The sequence below is a fragment of the Streptomyces sp. NPDC002838 genome (assembly GCF_040295365.1).
In the GTDB taxonomy this organism is placed as follows: Bacteria; Actinomycetota; Actinomycetes; order Streptomycetales; family Streptomycetaceae; genus Streptomyces.
Map to the genome: position 1 here is coordinate 1 of NZ_JBEOVF010000146.1, position 1711 is coordinate 1711.

Genomic DNA, 1711 nt, shown 5'->3' on the forward strand with positions numbered 1-1711 from the left:
GCGTCGGACTCCTACCGCGACTACCTCGAACTACACGGCCTGTCCGTGCAGTTGGCCGAGGCACTCGCCGAGTACTGGCACGCACGCGTACGTTCCGAACTCGGCATTCAAGGCAGCGACCCGAGCGATCTGACCGGCATGTTCGGCACGGAATACCAGGGATGCCGCTACTCCTTGGGCTACCCGGCCTGCCCCGCCCTGGAGGACCGGGCGAAGATCGCCCATCTGCTCGAACCGGAGCGTATCGGCGTCCGTCTCTCCGAGGAGTTCCAGCTGCACCCCGAGCAGTCCACCGACGCCATCGTGGTCCACCACCCCGAGGCCACCTACTTCAACGCCGGAGGCCGCTCGTGATCACCCTCCGCGACGCACTCTCCTCCGGCACGCCCACCTTTTCCTTCGAGTTCTTCCCGCCCAGGACGGACAAGGGCGAGCGCACGCTGTGGAACGCGATCCGACGGATCGAGCCTCTCCGGCCCACCTTCGTCTCCGTCACCTACGGGGCCGGCGGCTCCTCCCGCGACCGCACCGTCGGGGTGACCAAGCAGATCGCGGCCGAGACCACACTCCGGCCGGTCGCGCATCTCACGGCGATCGGTCACTCGGTCGCCGAATTGCGGCACATCATCGGCCAGTACGCGGACGCCGGCGTGCGCGACGTCCTCGCCCTGCGAGGCGACCCGCCGGGTAATCCGAACGGCCCGTGGATCCCGCACCCGGACGGTCTCACCCACGCAGGCGAACTCGTCTCCCTGGTCAAGGAGTCGGGCGACTTCAGTGTCGGGGTCGCGGCCTTCCCCGAAATGCATCCGCGCTCGCCCGACCGGGAGTCCGACATCCGGCACTTCGTCGGTAAGTGCGAGGCCGGCGCCGACTATGCCATCACCCAGATGTTCTTCCACGTCGACGACTATCTGCGGTTGCGCGACCGGGTGGTGACCGCGGGCTGCGACACCCCCATCATCCCGGAGATCATGCCCGCCACCGACGTACGGCAGATCGCCCGGTTCGCCGAGCTCAGCGGCGCGTCCTTCCCCGAAGACCTGGCCCGCCGGCTGGACGCCGTCCGGGACAACCCTGTCGACGGTCACCGCATCGGAGTCGAGTACGCCACCGGCATGGCTGAGCGACTGCTCGCCGAAGGCGCACCCGGTCTGCACTACATCACGCTCAATCGCTCCACGGCCACGCTCGAGATCCACCAGAACCTCCAAACCACTAGGAGTGCACGTGCCTTCGCAGCCCACGCCTGACGTCACGGACTTCAAGGTCGCGGACCTCTCCCTGGCCGAGTTCGGCCGCAAGGAGATCACCCTCGCCGAGCACGAGATGCCGGGTCTGATGGCGATCCGCAAGGAATACGCCGAGGCCCAGCCCCTCGCCGGCGCCCGCATCACCGGCTCCCTGCACATGACCGTGCAGACCGCCGTCCTCATCGAGACCCTGGCCGCCCTGGGCGCCGAGGTCCGCTGGGCCTCCTGCAACATCTACTCCACCCAGGACCACGCCGCCGCCGCGATCGCCGCCGCGGGCATCCCGGTCTTCGCCTGGAAGGGCGAGACCCTTCAGGAGTACTGGTGGTGTACGGAGCAGGCCCTGACCTGGCCCGGGCACGCCGGCCCGAACATGATCCTGGACGACGGCGGTGACGCCACCCTCCTCGTCCACAAGGGCGTCGAGTACGAGAAGGACGGCAAGGTTCCGGACGTCG

The 1711-nt window shown here is 68.4% G+C and carries 3 protein-coding genes; all 3 read left to right on the top strand.

The window, feature by feature from the left end; translation table 11 throughout:
* A partial coding sequence (locus tag ABT063_RS51960; protein ID WP_351069360.1) for a vitamin B12 dependent-methionine synthase activation domain-containing protein occupies positions 1–354 on the top strand: 354 nt, incomplete at its 5' end.
* The gene (gene metF / locus ABT063_RS51965; protein ID WP_351069361.1) at positions 351–1253 is read left to right on the top strand and encodes a methylenetetrahydrofolate reductase [NAD(P)H]; all 903 of its coding nucleotides are present in this window, start codon (positions 351–353) and stop codon (positions 1251–1253) included. The genes ABT063_RS51960 and metF, both read left to right, overlap by 4 nt.
* The coding region (locus ABT063_RS51970; protein ID WP_351069363.1) for an adenosylhomocysteinase at positions 1225–1711 on the top strand (487 nt) is incomplete at its 3' end. The genes metF and ABT063_RS51970, both read left to right, overlap by 29 nt.